Genomic DNA, 20,024 nt, shown 5'->3' on the forward strand with positions numbered 1-20,024 from the left:
TAAAATGCTATCTCTTTTTAAGAGACTGCAATGACAAATAAGCCTCTGTAACCTGTTACAGGGGCTTTTTTACTCATAAAACCAAGAGATAAAAGGCGATTACTATGAATAACAATAAAATCAAAAACATTGTAATTGTAGGTGGTGGCACATCCGGTTGGATGACTGCGGCCATGTTAATCAAACTTTTTAAAAACCAGCTCAACATTACCTTAATCGAATCAGAAGATATCGGAACCATTGGCGTAGGTGAAGCGACCATCCCTCCTCTACAAATTTTTAATAGCGTTTTAGGTATTAAAGAAGCTGATTTTATTAAGCAAACTCAAGCCAGTTATAAACTCGGTATTCAGTTTGAAAACTGGGGGCAACAACAAGATAGTTATATGCATGCCTTCGGTGACATTGGAAAAGATATTGGTTACACCCAATTTCATCATTATTGGAAAAAGTCACAATCTCAAGCATCACATTCCCAAGAGCCATCATCGTTTTGGGATTATTCGTTAAATTATCAGACAGCAAAAGCCAATAAATTTAACCTTATGGATAGAATCCAAGGTTCGCCATTAGCAGGGATAACTCACGCTTATCATTTCGATGCATCTCTTTATGCCAAGATGCTAAGACAATACAGCGAAAACTTATCAGTAAAACGAATTGAAGGCTTAATTACCTCAGCTAAGCTCAACTCCCAAGGGAACATAGAGTCTGTCACCTTAAAGGATAATCAGGTAATTAACGGTGATTTATTTATTGATTGCTCAGGTTTTGCAGCATTATTAATAGAGAAACAACTGAACGTTGGTTATGAAAATTGGCAACATTGGCTGCCTTGTGACAGTGCTTATGCCGTACCTTGTGAACGTTCTGAACCATTAGTGCCTTATACTCGCTCAATTGCTCATAATGCTGGCTGGCAATGGCGTATTCCATTACAGCATCGCACCGGAAATGGTCTGGTTTATTCCAGTAAACATATATCTGACGAAGCAGCAAAATCATTATTACTTGAAAATCTTGATGGTAAAGCATTAGCTGAACCTAAAAAAATAAACTTCAAAACTGGCCGCCGAGAAATGCAGTGGCACAAAAACTGTGTTGCTATCGGCCTATCAAGTGGTTTTTTAGAACCCCTTGAATCGACGAGTTTGCATCTAGTCCAATCTGCAATTATCCGCCTCACTAAATTTTTCCCTCACAATGGCATACATCAAGCCAATGTTGATGAATATAACCGACAATCAAAACTTGAATTTGAGCAAATACGCGACTTTATCATTCTTCATTATCACGTAAATAACAGAGCACACTCTTCAAATGAGCCCGATTTATGGCAGCAATGTCGTGACATGCCAATACCAGATTCATTAAAGCAAAAAATAGAATTGTTTCGAGCAACTGGAACGGTAACTCGTTATCAAGATGAGCTTTTTACAGAGGCAGCTTGGGTCCAAGTGCTACTGGGGCAAGGGATTGAACCACAAGATTATAATCCTCTTGCTAACAATATTACCGATAGTGATCTTAATGAATTTTTAGCTAACGTGAAGCAAATCATTGCAACGGCTGTTAATCAAATGCCAAGCCATGATGATTTCATCAAGCGTTTATAAATTTACTAGCAGTTTCTAGCAAACAGTAATTATTAAAAAATAGAATAAAAGGTTTCAACATGACTTATCAACCCAACAAATTTACCTATTCTCTACTGGCTACTTTGATGTTTTCAGCTCCTTCGTTTGCCGAAATTAACAATCTTTCTGTTGAGCCTGAATCATGGTGGGCTGATATGGAAAATAGCCATTTACAGATACTGGTATATGGCGAGAACATTAGTCAGATGCAAGTTAAGTTAGATCAATCTCAGGGTGTAAAACTAAAGCAAACTCATCAATCAACTAGCCCCAATCACCTTTTCATCGACCTTGATTTGAAAAATGCTCAACCTCAAACGCTGCAGTTCGGTCTTTATGAAAACGACAAATTTATTCAAAGCTTTGATTACTCAATACAAGGCCGTGAAGCGGGTTCGCGTGAGAGACAAGGTTTTAGCAACAAAGATGTTATCTACCTCATCACACCAGATAGATTTGTGAATGGTAATCCAGACAATGATAACCACCCTACTATGTTAGAAACCGTCAACCGCGCAGATAAAGACGGGCGACATGGTGGCGATATCATGGGGATCCGCAAAGCCTTACCTTACCTACAAGAATTAGGCATTACCCAGCTGTGGATAAATCCATTACTAGAAAATAACCAAGATAAATACTCTTATCATGGTTACTCGACCACAGACTTTTACAAGATTGACCCTCGCTTTGGCAGCAATGAAGAATACAAATCATTAGTGGAAGAAGCACAGCAATTTGGTATTGGGATCATCAAGGATGTCATTGTTAATCATATGGGCTCAGGTCACCGCTGGATGGCTGACTTTCCTACGTCAACATGGATAAATGGTCAAAGTGAATGGCAACAAGACCCTACAAACATCATGTATACCAGTCATCGAAGAACCACGGTTCAAGGTCCATATGCAATGGCTAATGACAGAGCCGAGTTTGAAAATGGCTGGTTTACAGACACAATGCCGGACATGAATCAAAACGATCCTTTCATGGCCACATACCTTATACAAAATAGTATTTGGTGGGTGGAATATGCTGGTTTAAGCGGCATTCGCGAAGACACTTACTCATATGCAGACAAATCATTTTTGACTCGTTGGTCAAAAGCTATCATGGATGAATACCCAAACTTCAATATTGTCGGTGAAGAATGGACTGATAACCCAATTACAGTCAGTTACTGGCAAGCAGGAAAACAAAACGCCGATGGCTATGTATCACACACACCTAGCATGATGGACTTTCCATTGTATGAAGTTCTTATTTCAAGCCTGACAGAAAAAGAAGATTGGGGCAGCGGTTTAATTAATTTATATGAGATGTTAGCCAATGACGTGATTTACGCCAAACCAACCGATCTAGTGTTATTTGAAGGTAATCACGATACGAATCGCTTATACAGTTTAATGGGCAATGACATTGCCGCTTATAAAATGGCCATGGCTTATGTGATGAGCAGCAATCGTATTCCGCAAATGTTTTATGGCACAGAAGTACTAATGGAAAGTCCCACTAAAGATCGTAATGACGGCCTAGTGCGTAGTGATTTCCCTGGGGGATGGCAAGCCGATTCAGTTAATGTTTTTACTCAGAAAAACTTAACCTCAGCGCAAGCTGATGCACTTAACTTTAATAAAGCCTTATTAAATTTTCGTAAAACTTCTCTAGCACTGCAGCAAGGTACATTATCGCATTATGTGCCCAAAGACGGCGTTTACGTACAAGCAAGAAGTTACCGTCAAGCTGGTAAATCCGAAGATGTTTTGATTATTTATAATAAGAATGAACAGGCAATTGATGTTGATTTATCACGCTTTAGTGATGTGATTAACGATAACAAAACCGGTGTTGATATTCTTAGTCAACATTCGTATTCATTAGATAAGACGCTCACTTTAAAAGAAAAAGGTGTCACTATCTTAAGCTTAAGATAGTAAAAACATTGCTCGATACAGCATATAAAAACAAAACTAACATCAGTCAAAAGAGACAAGTATGCAATTAAAACCGACAAAGTTATCCAGTTTGCCTTTATGGATCCTCACATTAATAATAGGAGGATGTTCAGGTCAAAATAGTAATGGTACGCAAACTACAGTGGTTAGTTCAGACAAAGAACAAACAGTAAAAACTGAAGCTACAAACAAGGACAACCACGCAATTCCATTGCAAGGGAAACCTGTAGTTTACCAAGTTTTTACTCGCTTATATGGTAACACTAACACCACGAATAAACCTTGGGGAACCATTGCAGAAAATGGTGTAGGAAAATTTAGTGATTTTACTGATGTTGCCCTACAAGACATAAAATCACTGGGAACCACTCACCTTTGGTACACAGGGATCCCTCATCACGCAGTCATTAATGACTACACCGAGTTTGGTATAAGTAATGATGACCCAGATGTGGTTAAGGGTCGTGCAGGATCTCCCTATGCTGTAAAAGATTACTATAACGTTAACCCTGATTTGGCTGATAACCCGCAACATAGTTTAGCGGAATTCGAAGCGCTAATTAGCAGAACACACAATAATGGCATGAAAGTCATCATTGATATTGTTCCTAATCATGTCGCCCGTCGTTATGAATCACTTGACCAGAACTCTAATTTACCTGAAAACCGTCATTTCGGGCAGCATGATAATACTCAAGTTGAATACGCTAAAAATAACAATTTTTATTATGTTGTTGGTGAAGAATTTAATGTCCCTGATCCAATTAATGGTTATTCACCATTAGGCGGTGAATTGCATCCTTCAGCCGATGGAAAATTTAATGAAGTCCCTGCTAAATGGACAGGAAACGGTTCACGCTTGGCGAAGCCAGATGCCAATGACTGGTATGAAACAGTCAAAGTCAATTACGGCGTTAAACCTGATGGTTCTTATGACTTTCCGGTTTTACCTGAAGGTTTCGCGACAAAACCAGCTGCAGAGCATCACCAGTTTTGGCAATCACAACAACCAGAATCAATCCCAGACTCTTGGGTTAAATTTAAAGACATTACAGAGTACTGGCTAGCTAAAGGCGTTGATGGCTTTCGTTATGACATGGCTGAAATGGTGCCTGTTGAGTTTTGGAGTTACTTAAACAGTAATATTAAACATATCAATCCTAACGCATTTCTATTAGCTGAAGTGTATAACCCAAGTCTATATCGTGATTATATCCACTTAGGAAAAATGGATTATTTGTACGATAAAGTCGACTTATACGACACCCTTAAAGATATTATTCATGACAAAGAATCTACTGCTCAAATTGCCGCTGACCAAGCTAAAGTCTTGGATATTGAACAGCACATGCTTCATTTCCTAGAAAACCATGATGAGCAGCGTATTCATACAAGTGATTTTGCTGGTTCCCCTGAAGCAGCCCTACCCGCTATGGTTGTATCAACCACCATTAGCCGTTCGCCGACCTTATTGTATTTTGGTCAAGATGTTGGTGAACAAGGAGCTGAAAATGCGGGATTTGGTCAACCCACTAGAACCAGTATTTTTGACTATGTTGGCGTGCCAGCACACCAACGTTGGATGAACAATGGTTTATTTGATGGTGGGCAATCAACAGATGCTGAAAAGACGTTACGTAAATACTATCAAACCTTACTAAACCTCAGCCATACCGCCCCAGCGTTAAATGGTCATTACTTTGAACTTGATAGTTCAAATCGTTCACAGCTTTTAGAATCAACAGCGGAAGAGCTTCACAATCAGACTGGGTACAATGATAAGGTATTCGCATTTAGTCGTTATAGTGATACCCAAGTAATAGTTGTTGTGAGTAATTTTAGTAAAACAGCAGAGTCATCTTTCACATTAACATTGCCTGCTGAACTGATTGATTTAGCTAAACTTGATAAGGCTCAATACACATTAAATGACTTGTTAAACCCTAGCCTTACACAATCAGAACAACTTGAAATAAATGATGGTATCGGTGCATTACAGGTGAAGCTAAACCCACTTGAATCTAAAGTGCTTGAAATCAAGCTTAAAAACTAACAGCTATAGCGCTGTCTTGTTTAACACTATAAGTGTCATTAATCTTGCCCAAAGGACATAGTTAGACTTTTAGTGCTCTAGTTTAAAGCGAAAATCAATAGGCCAGATAATTAACTTATCCGGCCTATTTTTTGTAGCATTTAAGCAATGCTAAGCCACTAATATTAAACGCTATTTATATAACACAACAGGTTCAAGTGATATCTGATAATCCTGCTTCAGTTGTTCAAGCAAAATCTGGCTTAATTGCGCTGCAGCGCCATAAAATTTTGATTCACTGTTTTCAACAACCAGAGATAAAAATCGACCAGACCATGGTAATAAATGTAATTTCAGCAGGGTCGCCGCCCTATCTGTTTCTGGATGCTCACAGAGTGATTCATTGAAATCATTAAGGCTAGTATTCTCTTCTGCTTCATCAAGCTCCATACAATGGATCAAAGCCACCAGCATCAAACTAAAATGATCAACAGGTTCATTTTGGCTCAAGGTAAAGTTCAACTGATATTTTTTACAAAACTCCATAAACGCTAGTGTTGTTAGATCAAATAAACGATTTTGCTTATTGAGGTACACCGATCCCCAAGGGTATGCCAACTTACCCTTGGGACGTAAAAATAACATATTAAAATCTTGTTTTAAGTCCACTAATGGAGTCACGATGGCGAGCTGTTTAATGTCATTTAGCAGATTTAATACTGGATCTTGCAAATTAGTTCCATTTGTTACAAATAATGAGTTATCCAGTTCAGATATCGTTTGCTTTAATTCTTCATCAGGATTTCGATAAAAAATTTCTGCTAAAAGATTAAACATTAACGCCATAGATTTAACGTTATCAGCATTAGTCATGTTATTTCCTTATTATTTAATTCACTCCATAGTATTTCAGGTTATTATTTATGTCTGTGATACATTCCAATTTATATAAACATTTAAAGACCAATTTATAAGACAGTGATTTAGATCATTAACCATTTAAATAATTATTTGTATTATAAATTATTGCTGTTAATACATGATAGGTAAAATTATGTTAGTCATGAGTTTTAAAGAAAGATGGCGTGCAGCGGAACTGGCCAGTGCAATAGAAAAGAGCTTAAAGGATGAAGCAGTTTGGTTAGCTTCCTCAAACACACCAAAATCAATAGATTCCATTAGTAGAAAGCTATCTAGCCTTGTTATAACTGACTTTATTCGTGTTGACCCATTACCGAAGACGTTAAGTGATGCTGAACTTCTCACTGTATTTTTTAATGCTTTTAGCATCATTATCAATAAGAGTATAAATCAAGAAACCATAACTAAAATAGATTACTCTATTATTGCATTAGCAAGAGGTTTCGCACTAGATATTGATTTATCGCATAACCAAGAATTATTAGTTCATGCCAGTTCAGTTATTCAAGTTGCACATAACTGGGACAAACATATCAGAGAATTAAACCAAAGCAGAAACTCTCGTTTCACGGTTTAAAATATTTATATAAAAGTATCGACTGTTTTAAAGTGTCTCCCAAATAACAAACGCCAGTATTTAACTGGCGTTTTTATTAAACTTTAGTATTAGTTTAAGGATTAACTGCTTTGTTAAAATTTAAGCTAAATATCAAAGTTAATTTCTTAGTTTAATAAACACTGTAGAAGGTCCAGTGCCTAAGTCCTGGTGACCATCACCAGATAGACTCGCGCCAGGCAAAGCTAAAGCTTCACTTTGATCCATTACATCCAATACCTGTACCGGACAACCTTGAACGCAGTATGGCTTTTCACCTGCAGCAAGTCTGTCTTTACACATATCGCACTTAGATAAAATACCACGATTAGGATCCACTTTGGGTGCATTGTAAGGACATGCAAATTTACATGCACCGCAACCAATGCACATAGTATCGTCGATATAAACTATGCCATCATCTCGTTGTACCATTGCACCTTCTGGGCACTTTTCAACACACACAGGCTCAGCACAGTGATGACAAGATTGGCTCAAGAACACCGATACTTGCCTACCTTCACTATTGGTTTTTTCACCTTGGCTAATATCGCGTAAGGTAATGAATTCGTTTAAATCATTACCTGCTTGGCAGGCTACTGTACACGCTTCACAACCTACACAGTTTTCTTGGCGAAATACAAAACATTTTTGTTCAGTCATTTGTTTATTCCTTAATGAATTGGGTTACGCCAAAGCGATATCAACACGGGTTGAGTGGAATGTTGAACCAAAGTTCATGTCAGTTAACTCACTGTTAGTTAGCTGGTTTACCGCAGTGTTGCTGCCATTTTCATTAAGCTTCTTCCAAGCATTCTTCCAAGCGAAAATAGTGCCAGCGGGTGTCATTGGTTCTACTCTAGCAATATATTGAATAGTGACATCTCGTTGCCCATAACGGCTCGCCACTAGTTTGACTTGGTCGCCGTCACTAATACCTTTGCGCATCGCATCATCAGGATGAATATAGACAGTATGCTGAGGGAAAGTACCTTCGATATACTTCACGTTCGCCCACTGCGAATTACTCAGTTTCGGGTGAGCTGGTGATAATAGGCGGAATTCTCGCGCCTTTTCATCGTCTGTCATGCCCTTTGTTGCAAAATCATCTGACTCTGGCGTACCAGTATCGATAACTGGATTGAATTTTTCAGGATCAAAGTAAGTCCCGCTAGTATCTTTAAATTCAATTTTTCCGCTGGGTGTTGGGAAGTCATAATTTTTACGGTAAGGATAATCGACTATTGGACTATCCCAATTCTGTACACAGAGTTCATCGTAGCTGATGTTGCCTTGCCAAGTGCCACGCAAAATATCATCGATACTTTCACTGAATTCAGGGTCGCTGTAACCCATTGCTTTAGCTAAATCTTGGAAAATAACCGTATCTGGTTTTGATTGATATAGAGGGCTAATTGCTTGTGTGCTGTGTTTAGCATAGTAACAATGATAACTATCAATCATGTTTGATTGTTCAATATAACTTGAGGTAGGTAATAGATAATCAACATAGTCCATAGTATCGGTTTGGAATAAATCGATACCGACTAAGAATAAATCATCGCGCATTAAACCAATTTCAATTAAATCCGCGTCAGGCGCGATAGCAATAGGATTACTTGAATACACAATCATTGCTTTAATTGGATCGCACGGTTCATCAAAAGCTAGCGGTCCCACTTGACCATCTTCATGTTGATAATCTTCTGGTAATAGCGATTTACCAATTTCACTGATATTAACGGTATCCCTTACTGCACCTTCTGGCGTTAAGTGATTACCGCTACAGTAGCCCCAATCAAACATGCCACCAGCCTGGGTATTCAAGTACACAACACCCGCGCCCACTTTACCGATATTGCCAGTAAGAGCAGCTATGGTTGGAATAGCTTTAACCATACGCCCGCCATTAAGCGTACGTTGTAAGCCATAACCAATACGGATCATTGCGCATTCAGCGCCGGCATAAGTTCTAGCAAATGACTGATATTGTGCTTTAGTTACACCCGTTTCAGCTTCAATTTGCTCATGGGTAAACTCTTCTAAACGAGCCAGAAGCGCATCGTAATCTTGGGTATGTGCATCGATAAAACCTGTATCATGCAGACCTTCTTCAATTAGCGTTTTAGCAATACCTATTACCAAAGTCGCATCAGTACCTGGTGTAGGTTGAAGCCATATATCAGCCTGAGATGCGAGTGGTGTTCTAGCAGGGTTAACCACTAAGATTTTGGCACCTTTATCACGGGCTTCGTTGATGAATTTAAGATGGTGTATATTGGTGGCTTGCTCGTTGGTACCCCAAGATACAAAACACTTAGTATTCACATAATCTTCAGGGCTTGGACCTGAGAATTCGCCTAGAATTGAACTCATGCCAGAATAACCTGCGCTGGCACAAATATTTCGTTGTAAATTACGACCACCGATACGATTAAAGAAACGGTTCGAACCTGAACTTGCGCTAATACCGCTATAGCCTGAATAAAAATAAGGCACAATGGCATTACCGGTATAAGTTTCAATTACTTCATTCAACTTAGCAGCGATTTCACTGTTAGCCTGCTCCCAAGTGATTGGCTCAAACGTCGCACCTGGGCCTCGAGGTCCAACACGTTTCATCGGCTGCTGAATTCGATCTGGGCTATAAATAGATTCTAAATATGCATGGCCTTTAACGCAGGGCGTACCTGCAGTAACTGGATGTGATGGATCACCTGTAATAGAAACTGCAACACCATCTTTGGTAGAAACTAACAAGCTACATCTATCACCGCAGTTTCTTGGGCATGTGGTATGGAATACACCATCTGGTTCTGGTGTTGGCGGCTCAGTAACTGGTGGTTCACTTGGTGAGTCATCATCACTACTAGAGCAACCCATGATGCTCGCAGAAAATGCAAAAGCGCTACTGCCTTTTAAAAAGCTACGTCTATTCATTGCCATGATATTTTCCTTGTTGTTATTCAAGGAAACCATAACAAAGGTAAAATTTACCAAACACTAGATTTGTAAAGATTCTCTAACTAGCTCAAGCAATTAGCTGCAATATTAACATGGTCACAATTGCTACTATTGGAAATAACAATTACTTATATCAGCCCGCCATTAGTCGCTTGTTACAAAGAAGCGGCCAAACAAGCTCAAGCTATATACAAATGTATCAATCAAACTAATCAAGCTTTTTTTCCTAGCAAGCAAATATCGATACATCCACTATTTTTGATAATTAATTTATTGAGCACTTTTTGAGCTATTTGTATTTTTCAAAAATTAGAAATGTTGGCAATGTTTAATATTCATATATGAATAATATACGTTTTAGAGATTGAATACGTATGCAGTAAATTGCAGCTAAATTATGAACAGTTTTAGTATGAGGACATATAAAAATTATAAAACTGGAGTAATAAATGTCGTTTTCATCAAGGATTATATCGACTAAAGCGGGATCTCAGACTAGACCAATCAATAAGCTTGCTAACTTACCTATGATTATCGGTTTAGCATTGATGGCTAGTCACAGCACTGTGGTTGCTAAAACCGTTTCAGTGAACTCTCCTAACGACAGCATTTCTATTTCAATCACTGATGATAACGACAGACCTGAATATAAGGTGTTATTTAACGGTAAAGATGCAGTACTCAACTCAAGACTTGGCTTGGTATTTGAGTCTTTGGGGGAATTCGGCAGTGGATTTGATATTATTGACACTTCACAATCCTCAAACTCATCTCGCTGGCAACAACCTTGGGGTGAACGCGAGTGGATTGAAGATAACCACAACAAACTCAGTGCCACCTTATCAAACGGACAATATCAATTCACTTTAGAGTTTAAGGCATTTGATGACGGTATTGGTTTTAGGTATATCGTGCCGAAACAAGCTGCACTAAATTCAACCACTTCGCTAAATATCACCAATGAATTAACTGAATTTTCTGTCCCTGATGCCCATAATGCCACCGCATGGTGGATACCCGGTCGCGGCTGGAATCGCTACGAGTATTTATATAACACCACTAGCGTTAATAAAGTTGATCGTGCCCACACACCATTCACCTATAAATTAGCATCTGGGGTGCATCTTAGTATTCATGAAGCAGCGCTAACAGACTATGCCGCTATGGTGCTCGACCAACGACGAGACGGCACACTTAAAGCTGATTTAACACCATGGTCAGATGGGACTTTAGTCAAAACCCAACCCGGTTTTAAAACACCTTGGCGCACCATTCAAATTGCAGAAAAAGCCACAGGATTACTTAATTCAGATTTAATCCTTAACTTAAATGAGCCTAACAAACTTGGTGATGTCTCTTGGGTTGAACCAGGCAAATATGTCGGTATTTGGTGGGGCATGCATTTAAACGAGAACACTTGGGGCTCAGGCGAAAAACATGGTGCGACCACCAGCGAAACTAAACGATATATGGACTTTGCTGCTCAATATGGTTTTGATGGCGTGCTCGTTGAAGGCTGGAATCTAGGTTGGGATGGCAGTTGGTTTCATAATGGAGACGTTTTTAGCTTTACCCAGTCATATGATGATTTTGATATAGACGCGGTCAGCCAGCATGGCGCGACTAAAAATGTGCGTTTAATCGGTCATCATGAAACATCAGGTTCGGTAACCAATTACCGCAACCAAATGAGTGATGCCTATGATTTATACAAAGCCCATGGCGTGACACAAATCAAAACAGGTTATGTTGCTGATGGCGGTGATATAAAACGTGTAGATGAAAATGGCATTACTCGTCACGAGTGGCACGACGGCCAGTTCATGGTAAATGAGTATTTGCACAGTATTAAAGAAGCTGCAAAACGTGGAATTAGCATTAATACTCACGAACCAATAAAAGATACCGGCCTTCGCCGTACTTACCCTAACTGGATTGCAAGAGAAGGCGCTCGCGGGCAAGAGTTTAATGCTTGGGGCACGCCGCCTAATAATCCAGAACATACCGCTATTTTACCTTATACCCGAATGCTGTCTGGTCCTATGGATTTTACCCCTGGTATATTTGATCTTGCTCCAAAAGGCTTAGACGCGGTTAATCGAGTACAAACGACCCTTACAAAACAATTAGCCTTGTACGTTGTGTTGTATAGCCCAATACAGATGGCTGCAGACTTACCAAGAAACTATGTTGAAAGGCTAGATGCATTTCAGTTCATTCAAGATGTACCTACTGATTGGAGCCAAAGCGTCGCGGTTGCTGGCGAGATTGGAGATTATGTTGCATTTGCACGTAAAGATAGGGCTTCAGAAGATTGGTATCTAGGGGCATTAACCGATGAAGATGCCCGTAAAATTGACATTAAATTGGACTTTTTAAGCCCTAATAAACAATACCAAGCTCAAATTTATCGTGATGGTGAAAAGGCCAATTGGAAAACTAATCCATATGACTATGTTATTGAAAGTAAAACCGTCACTGCAAAAGAATCAATTGTGATGTCATTAGCTACCAGTGGTGGTACTGCTATACGATTTAAAGCTTTATAAATTCTCATTTGCTTGCTGTTAGTGGTTAGCATCTAGATAATTTAACAATCTCACCCACCCTTTATACAAAATCCTGAAGTGCAATTTGAACATTGCCTTCAGGTTTTTCTTCATTTACAGTGCGTTATTCTTCATTTTAAATTAAAACCCAGAATCTATAATCGCTGCACCTCTGTTACAAATATGATCACCTTTCGTTGTGCATAAATGATGAATACGTATGTAATTGGTTGTGCCAAAATCCGCCTCAAGGCTAATATAAAACCTGCTAAATTTCTTCCTCTGCTTGTGGGGATGGAATGGGCTAGGTCGTTACTGGCGCATCACCTTCATCGGATTGTGTCAGGTTTTGAGTACCTTTGTTAACTTCTTATCAACCGAAGTAAACAATACGAGGTCTTTGGCGAATACCCGTCTTAGGGAGATGAGTATTCGCCATTTTTTTAACTATCGTTTTATCGGACGTAATAAGTACCTAGCACTAGCCACTAGTAAAATAAGAATTCAGCCATGATGCTGAACGAGCCATTTATAATGGAAGATAAAGGAAGATACATGTCTGCCGAAAATATTCACCAGCCTCAGGCTTCAAAACAGATACAGCGCCGTCAGCAACCAGAACTTAATTTCTGGCAAATTTTCAATATGTGCTTTGGATTTTTGGGGATCCAATTTGGTTTTGCACTTCAGAACGCTAATGTTAGTCGAATTTTCCAAACCTTAGGGGCTGAAATTGATGAAATCCCTATACTATGGATAGCCGCGCCATTAACTGGCCTTATCGTTCAACCTATCATAGGTTACTTAAGCGATAACACATGGAACGGTTTGGGCCGTCGTCGTCCTTATTTTCTTATTGGTGCAATCTGTACCACGCTTGCATTATTTATCATGCCGCACTCACCCGTTCTTTGGGTTGCCGCAGGTATGCTTTGGATAATGGATGCATCAATCAACATTGCAATGGAGCCGTTTCGTGCTTTTGTCGGTGATAACCTTCCAAAATCGCAGCGTACCCAAGGCTATGCAATGCAAAGCTTCTTTATCGGCATCGGCGCTGTGGTAGCTTCTGCCCTACCTTACTTATTAACCAACTACTTTGATGTCGCCAATACTGCTCCTGAAGGCCAAATTGCTGACTCTGTTCGTTATGCATTTTACTTTGGCGGCGCAGTGTTATTTCTTGCTGTTGGTTGGACAATCATTACTTCTAAAGAATATTCACCAGAAGAAATCAGTGCGTTTCAAGCTCATGACGAAGCAGACACAGGTATAGAAACTACGGAAGAAACTCGCTCTCGTACACCACAACAATATCAGTTTGCGGCTATGTTATGGATGGCAGTTGGCGCGGTATCTACAGGTCTGGTGTTCGGTTTTGATTTAGACAAACAACTCTATATTCTCACCATAGGTATTTTCACTTTTGGTCCACTTCAGCTGTACTGCTCAATGGCTCTCAAAAAAGTGACTAGCACCAACATTGCAGAACGAGAATCACTCGGTATGGTTTTTAATGTGGTTGATGATTTATTTCATATGCCAAAAGCCATGCATCAACTTGCCATAGTGCAGTTCTTCTCATGGTTTGCTCTATTTGCCATGTGGATTTATACCACATCAGCAGTGACCTCTTATCATTACGGCACTTCAGATGTACTGACAAAAGCCTACAATGATGGCGCAGACTGGGTTGGTATCTTGTTTGCTTCTTATAACGGATTTGCCGCTCTTGCAGCTATCGCTATCCCCTTCTTAGCCAAAGCCGTAGGTATTCGATTTGCTCATACGATTAACTTGTCTTTAGGTGGACTTGGACTCATCAGCTTTTTCTTTATCACAGATCCAGCCTTATTGTGGATTCCTATGATTGGTGTTGGCATAGCCTGGGCATCAATTTTATCTGTCCCTTACGCTATGTTATCAGGCATTTTACCGCCTAAAAAAATGGGCGTATTTATGGGGATATTCAATTTCTTTATCGTTATCCCTCAACTGCTTGCTGCTAGCGTACTAGGGGTTATTTTAAAAACCTTATTTGATGGCGAACCCATTTATGCACTTATTACCGGCGGCGTATTTATGATTATCGCTGGTATTGCCGTGTTATTTGTCGACCAGCCAAAAAGCGACGTTTAAATACATCCTGTTAGCTGGCTAATAAAGCCAATTAACGAGTTAGAAATATTATAAAAACAGAATTCAAATTGGGGAAATCAGTAATGAAAATCTTGTTAAACAATGACACGACACATAAAAAAACGCCTTTAGCACAAGCTGTCAATGTGGCGTTAATTAGTGCATCAATATTGGCACTATCGGCATGCTCTCAAAACGATAGTAAACAGAGTGCTGATCCCGCTGCTGAAGTTGCTCAGACGACCACTTCTACCACAACTGATGTCCAATCAGCACCAGGTGCGCCAGGTATTGACCCAACGTGGGCATTTTCAGGTAAAACCGGTATTGGTACATCTTATGAACCTTACGTAGATGGCCAATATCAAAGCAGCGTCGAAAATCCAGTCAGTAAAGTATGGTTCTCTCTTGCCCAGGGTATTCTCACAGAAACCATGTACGGCATGATCCATAACGCTCAGCTCAAAGAAATGCAGTTTATTGTCACTGGTGACGGTTTTATTGATACAGAGAAAGAAGACACTATCAGTACCATCGAGTATTTACATCAAGATGATCAAGGCCGACCTTTATCACTAGCTTATAAAGTCATTAACAAAGCTAAAAATGGTCAATATCAAATTGAGAAACACTTTTTTACTGATCCAAACCGTGACAGCATGATGATGAAAGTCGTTTTCACAGCATTTGCTGACGGCGTTACCCCTCATTTATATGCAAATCCGCATATTGATAACAGCGGCGCCAATGACATTGCAGCAATTGAAGGTCAAGCTTTGCTGGCTTACACAGATAATGCAGATTCATCAGTAATGACAATCAAATCTGATGTTGCTTTCACTCAAGCAAGTGCTGGATTTGTTGGTACATCTGGTGGCCTTGTCGATTTAAAAGATAATGGAAAACTGAATAATCTTTATCAAACCACCAGCTCAGATAACACTTCAGTTGGAAATGTAGCATTAACTGCGCAATACCCGACGTTGAATCAAGCCCAAGGCGAAAATACCCTTGAGATGAATGTAGTAATTGGTTTTGGCGCTGATAAGCAAAGCAGTTTGGCTAACGCAGATGCAACGCTAAATGCAGGTTATGACAAAGTATTAAGTGCATATTTAGGTGATGATAAGCACATTGGCTGGAAAGACTATTTAGCCTCATTACCGGCTATTAATGGTATGAGTTCTAATACTACCGATGACGGTCAGCTCCTTTATACCAGCGCATTAGTATTAAAGGCTCAAGAAGATAAAACCCATGCAGGGGCGTTAATCGCTTCGCTATCAAACCCTTGGGGTGATTCAGTTTCAGCTAAAGTCGGTAGTACTGGTTATAAAGCTGTTTGGCCAAGAGATTTCTATCAGTGCGCAATGGCATTTTTAGCCTTAGGTGATACTGAAACGCCAAAAGTTGCTTTCGAATATTTGAAAAAAGTACAAGTTAGCCAACAAACTCCTGAGTATGTTGGAACTCCAGGTTGGTTCTTACAAAAAACCCATGTTGATGGCGAAATTGAGTGGGTTGGCGTGCAACTCGATCAAACTGCAATGCCAATCATGCTTGGTTGGAAATTATGGCAAGCTGACGTATTAACTGATGCAGAAATCACTCAGTGGTATCAAGACATGCTCAAACCAGCGGCAGACTTCCTAGTCACTGGCGGTAAAGTGAAACTTGATTGGAATGATACTGAAATCACACCACCTAGCACCCAACAAGAGCGCTGGGAAGAACAAGCTGGTTTCTCGCCATCGACTACAGCAGCTGTCATTGCAGGTCTTATCGCAGCAAGTGATTTAGCTGAACTTGCTAAAGACGGTCAAGGCGAAGAGTACTTAGCTATTGCTAAGAAACTTGAAGCCAGCCTTGAAAGTACTATGGTCACTAATAACGGCGAATTAGCGAAAGACAACAAACCTTATTACGTACGTATTAGCCCAAATGGAAATCCTAATAACAATGATAAATTACTTGATAACAACGGTAAGCCTGGTCTAGACCAACGTACAATTTTAGACGGCGGCTTTTTAGAACTCGTTCGTTATGGTGTAAAAGTGGCTAACGATAGCGTTATTCAAAACAGCGTAATGTTAATCGATGACACCAATCTTGAGGATAATTTACGGGTTAAATACGAATTTACCGCTAAAGATGGTAGTAAAATCCCTGGCTTCAGACGTTATGGCAATGATGGTTACGGTGAAGATATTACAACGGGTTTAAGCTATGCGGAAAAAGGCAATACCGCCGATCAACGTGGTCGAGTTTGGCCTTTCTTTACTGGTGAACGTGGTCATTACGAACTTGCTTTAGCAAAATCTACTGACACTCTGACACCAGAAGTACACCAACAATTGATTAATACTTATGTTCAGGGCATGGAAACCTTTGCTAATGAAGGCATGATGCTTCCAGAACAAGCATGGGACGGAGTTGGAAATGCAACCCGTTATAACTATGCTATGGGTCAAGGCACCAACTCAGCAACGCCACTGGCGTGGACCCATGCCGAGTACGTTAAATTAGTCCGTTCAATGACCGATAAAGCGGTTTGGGACTTCTACCCTGTAGTTGCTGATAAACTGAAAAACTAATACCTAAAAAAGCAACTAAAATTAGCACAGTTAAAAGACCACTTTCTTGTGGTCTTTTTTATTTCCACGATTACCCAAATGAACCAAAACCCCATTAAATATAGAAAAATACGTAAAAAAACTAAAATAACCCTACAATTTCTAATACTTAATCTAGAATTAATAATAATAAAATTATTTGTCTAAGGATTGGACTTTGAAAAGCCAGCGACACTCCACGTTAAAGAGCACTGCATCGATTAAGTTAGCAGTCATTTTTATCTGCATTATCGTCATCTCTTTAATACTTTTGCTTTTTCCAACAACAGATTCCACCGAAACGAATCATCAGCTGATAAAAATCGGCGTTTCCCAAACTCCTCTCAGTGCTCCATTTATTATTGCCGAACATTTAAACCTGTTTGAGCAAGCGCCCCTTAATGTAGAATTTGTACAATGTTTAGGTGGCGTCGCTTGCAGTGAAGCCTTAATTCAGGAACAAGTCGACTTTGCGACAACATCAGAATCTGTAGCGATGTTTAAAAGTTACCAAACCCATGATATCGCCCTGCTAACAAGTTTTGTCCAATCAACTAATGATTTAAAGTTACTCACACTAAACAAACACCTTTCTCTTGGTAGCAAAATACTCAATAGCAAAAGCTTAGCGGCGTCAGACAATAAGCTACATAAAGTCGGGATAGTTAAAGGGAGTTCAAGTGAATACTACTTTGATACTTTACTGCTGGCGCAAGGCATAGAAACTGAAAATATTGAAAAGATTTACTTAACACCGAAGGAACTTGTAGTCGCGTTGGTTTCCCATCAAGTAGATGCTATTTCAATTTGGGAGCCTTATGGTTATCAGGTGAAGATGTTAACTAACACCGAAATAACCAATTTAGGCATTCAGGGGATTTATCAGCTTAGTTTTAATTTAATTTCTAAACGATCGCGTCTGACACAAGCAAGTACACCTGATCATAAACTGGCAAACAAACAGGCAATAGAAATAATAGCTGTACTTGAGCAATCAATAAATTGGATTAACGAACACCCTGATGCTGCAATGATTATTGTGGCAAAACACCTCGATGTGCCATTAAATCAAATTAAATGGTCATGGAATGATTATATTTTTAGGCTCAGTATCGGTAATTCGTTGCTTTCAAGCCTGCAAACACAATCCCATTGGGCGAAACAAAGTGGATTAGTTTTGGGTCAAGAACCAAACTTTAGGGATGTGATTTACAGTTACCCTTTTGAGCAAGCAAAAGTAGCCATGGAGTCTCCATGGTAAACTCAATAAATGGCAAGCTGCTTATCTTACTCTGTGTCAGCTTCATGTTTACCCTATTGCTGAGTTTTTCATTTTTACAAATTCATTCAGCACAACATAAAACAACCGATGCTTTGCGCTATTTTTCAGGATTACAAATTAACATTGATGCACTTCGTAGTCAGCTTTGGCTTTTTTCTCAAAGGCAAGATCAAAACAGTTTTACCCAAGTTAAACTCTCTCATCAAACACTTGCCGACAAGCTTGATAAACAAAGATTTTATGCTCAGCAAGTGTTTAATCTAAAAAAGCTAACCAATGATATGGCGTCTTTATTAGATCAAGAGTCGAAGCTATCATCTCAAAGTACACAGCTCTCAGATTTTCAAGTTACCCAAGCAAGACAACTACTACGTTATCGCTACAACATATTGATTGAGAATATGTCAGAGGAAGTTGCCTATTTAAATAAAAAAATACTAGACAGTAATGAGCTCGCTATTACATCAGTCATGCTCTACTCTTCACTCGGTCTTATCCTCGCAGCCATCATAGTACTTGTCATTAACTTCTCAATATATCAGCGTTTTAAAATTGGATTTTCTCGAATAAAAATGGGGATACAAACCTTATCAAACGGCGAGCTAACCCATAAAATCAATGCAAGTAATTTAGACGTTGAATTTCGTTTACTGGCATCCTTTTTTAACAATATGACCAGTAAACTAGACGCAACAATGGTATCAAAGCAAGAATTAGAACAAGAGGTTAATCGCCAAACTAGTGAACTAGAAAAACAAAAGCAACAACTACTGGTCCTTTCTGAAAAAGATCATTTAACTGGATTAATGAATCGCAGAGCATTAGAAAAAGCGTTAGATGTGCAGCTTGCCAAAGCCAAAATCACCCAGAACAAAGTCGCATTATTCTTTATTGATATTGATGATTTTAAGGTGATAAATGACAGCTTGGGTCACGACGCTGGTGACGAGGTACTGCAACAAGTGGCTTTCAGACTACAAGAATGCACCCGTAAGTCAGATATTGTCGGCAGATTAGGTGGAGATGAGTTTTTGGTTTGTTTAGGAATAATTGAAAACTTTGATCAAATTGCCATTAAAGCGCAAACAATTCTAGATTCGGTGAGTCAACCTATTTCATTTGAGGGTAAGGAAATCTCAATTTCCACTAGTATGGGGGTTAGCTACTTCCCCTTCCAGGCTAATTCAAGAGACCGGTTAATTAAACAGGCCGATGAATTTATGTATAAAGCAAAGCAGTTAGACGGTTGTGCCTGTTTTGATGGGCAAGAAATACTTGCCCAAAAGCACTTGGCAAATCAAACACAAAACGGATAAAGGGACTATTTGAATAAGCAAC

General features: G+C 39.4%; 12 protein-coding genes. 9 read left to right on the forward strand and 3 right to left on the reverse strand.

What is annotated here, in order from left to right; translation table 11 throughout:
• Positions 1–104: 104 nt before the first annotated feature.
• The 3 genes from FNZ24_RS04605 (at position 105) to FNZ24_RS04615 (ending at position 5,645) form a co-directional block, all read left to right on the forward strand.
• Positions 105–1,616, forward strand: a complete 1,512-nt coding sequence (locus tag FNZ24_RS04605; protein WP_153913262.1) for a tryptophan halogenase family protein — start codon at positions 105–107, stop codon at positions 1,614–1,616.
• A gap of 59 nt (positions 1,617–1,675) precedes the next feature.
• On the forward strand, positions 1,676–3,571 hold the full coding sequence (locus FNZ24_RS04610) for a glycoside hydrolase family 13 protein (RefSeq protein WP_153913264.1): 1,896 nt from the start codon (positions 1,676–1,678) through the stop codon (positions 3,569–3,571).
• Positions 3,572–3,632: 61 nt separating this feature from the next.
• Positions 3,633–5,645, forward strand: a complete 2,013-nt coding sequence (locus tag FNZ24_RS04615; RefSeq protein ID WP_153913266.1) for an alpha-amylase family protein — start codon at positions 3,633–3,635, stop codon at positions 5,643–5,645.
• 171 nt (positions 5,646–5,816) lie between these two features.
• On the opposite strand, the gene FNZ24_RS04620 is transcribed toward FNZ24_RS04615, so the two are convergent.
• Entirely contained in the window at positions 5,817–6,497 is a 681-nt protein-coding gene (locus FNZ24_RS04620) for a TorD/DmsD family molecular chaperone (protein ID WP_153913268.1), read from the reverse strand.
• Between the two features lie 181 nt (positions 6,498–6,678).
• On the opposite strand from FNZ24_RS04620, the gene FNZ24_RS04625 reads away from it, so the two are divergent.
• Positions 6,679–7,122 (forward strand): hypothetical protein, encoded by a 444-nt coding sequence (locus FNZ24_RS04625; protein WP_153913270.1) that lies wholly within the window; start codon positions 6,679–6,681, stop codon positions 7,120–7,122.
• 138 nt (positions 7,123–7,260) lie between these two features.
• On the opposite strand, the gene FNZ24_RS04630 is transcribed toward FNZ24_RS04625, so the two are convergent.
• Positions 7,261–7,803, reverse strand: a complete 543-nt coding sequence (locus tag FNZ24_RS04630; RefSeq protein ID WP_153913272.1) for a 4Fe-4S dicluster domain-containing protein — start codon at positions 7,801–7,803, stop codon at positions 7,261–7,263.
• 24 nt (positions 7,804–7,827) lie between these two features.
• Positions 7,828–10,086 (reverse strand): molybdopterin-containing oxidoreductase family protein, encoded by a 2,259-nt coding sequence (locus FNZ24_RS04635; RefSeq protein WP_194944995.1) that lies wholly within the window; start codon positions 10,084–10,086, stop codon positions 7,828–7,830.
• 545 nt (positions 10,087–10,631) lie between these two features.
• On the opposite strand from FNZ24_RS04635, the gene FNZ24_RS04640 reads away from it, so the two are divergent.
• The 5 genes from FNZ24_RS04640 (at position 10,632) to FNZ24_RS04660 (ending at position 20,002) form a co-directional block, all read left to right on the forward strand.
• The gene (locus tag FNZ24_RS04640) at positions 10,632–12,653 is read left to right on the forward strand and encodes a glycoside hydrolase family 97 protein (RefSeq protein WP_228768378.1); all 2,022 of its coding nucleotides are present in this window, start codon (positions 10,632–10,634) and stop codon (positions 12,651–12,653) included.
• A 555-nt stretch (positions 12,654–13,208) separates the two neighbouring features.
• Complete coding sequence (locus FNZ24_RS04645) at positions 13,209–14,792, forward strand: MFS transporter (RefSeq protein WP_153913278.1); 1,584 nt, start codon at positions 13,209–13,211, stop codon at positions 14,790–14,792.
• A gap of 83 nt (positions 14,793–14,875) precedes the next feature.
• Positions 14,876–17,386, forward strand: a complete 2,511-nt coding sequence (locus FNZ24_RS04650; RefSeq protein ID WP_153913280.1) for a glucan 1,4-alpha-glucosidase — start codon at positions 14,876–14,878, stop codon at positions 17,384–17,386.
• A gap of 196 nt (positions 17,387–17,582) precedes the next feature.
• Positions 17,583–18,665: an ABC transporter substrate-binding protein gene (locus tag FNZ24_RS04655; protein ID WP_228768374.1), complete on the forward strand. Its 1,083-nt coding sequence runs from the start codon at positions 17,583–17,585 to the stop codon at positions 18,663–18,665.
• Entirely contained in the window at positions 18,659–20,002 is a 1,344-nt protein-coding gene (locus tag FNZ24_RS04660; protein ID WP_153913282.1) for a GGDEF domain-containing protein, read from the forward strand. Before FNZ24_RS04655 ends, FNZ24_RS04660 begins: the two co-directional genes overlap by 7 nt.
• Positions 20,003–20,024: the final 22 nt, after the last annotated feature.

This window comes from Shewanella sp. TC10 (assembly GCF_009663145.1).
In the GTDB taxonomy this organism is placed as follows: Bacteria; Pseudomonadota; Gammaproteobacteria; order Enterobacterales; family Shewanellaceae; genus Shewanella.